At 59.8% G+C, this 922-nt stretch carries 1 protein-coding gene; it reads right to left on the bottom strand.

Going from position 1 to position 922, the window contains the following annotated elements; genetic code table 11:
* Positions 1-3 precede the first annotated feature (3 nt).
* Positions 4-922: Mu transposase domain-containing protein (locus OQZ28_RS17600; RefSeq protein ID WP_458136703.1), on the bottom strand; the 919-nt coding region annotated here is incomplete at its 5' end.

Raw genomic sequence — 922 nt, 5'->3', positions numbered from 1 at the left:
CCATCATGGGCGTGTCCTCAGGATATCATACCGGCTGCAGTCAGCCACAGGAGCATGATGCAGGACCAGAGGTTCGGGAAGGGCAGGCAGGACGGGATTTGTGGCTTCATCCCGGCGTGACAGGATGTTGAGAATGACATCAACGGAATGCATGCCATCTTCCAGGGCCTCCCGGCAGGCCTGATCCACGCAGGTCAGGCCATGCTCGTTCACGGCAACCAGAAGACGTACGACCTGTCTGTCGCCACCTGGCCTGTCAGCCAGTCGCCTGCGGATCCGTTCAATGGAGACGGGCAGGATCCAGTCCCGGAATGGAGCGCCATTGCGCAGGGCACCCGGCTTGCGCTCCAGCACCCCGATATAATGCCATGGATCATAAACCGTCCGGTCCCGCTCGAACGAGCGGGCATGGACCCCAACCGTCCGGCCATCCTGCCGGATTTCGATGCGCCCGGCATAGGCCCTGAGTTCCACAGGGCGACCAACCGCGCTGCTGGAGACGGAATACCGGTTGTTGTCAAAGCGGACCAGGCAGGTTTTCGTGACGGATGCCATGCGGGCATGGAACCCGTCAAAGGAACCGGCATAAGGAACCAGAGCCGCGCGCTCGGCCAGGAACATCTCCCACACCGTTTTCTCCGGGACATCCGGATGGGCATGCGTTCTGGCCAGCTGGATGCATCGATCCACAAGCCATCCATTGAGTTCCTCGTAGTCACGGAACTTCAGACGCGGGGAGAACACGCGTCCACGCGCATATTTCACCTGGCTTTCAACCTGGCCTTTCTCCCATCCTGCCGCCGGCGTGCAGGCCTGTGGTTCAACCAGATAATGGGCGCACATCTGTAAAAAACGCCGGTTATAGTCCCGCGCCCGGCCAACAAAAACCGTTTCCACCGCAGTCTTCATATTATCGTAAATG

The organism is Komagataeibacter sp. NFXK3 (assembly GCF_054182245.1).
This window is presented reverse-complemented; position numbering and strand designations above follow the sequence as displayed.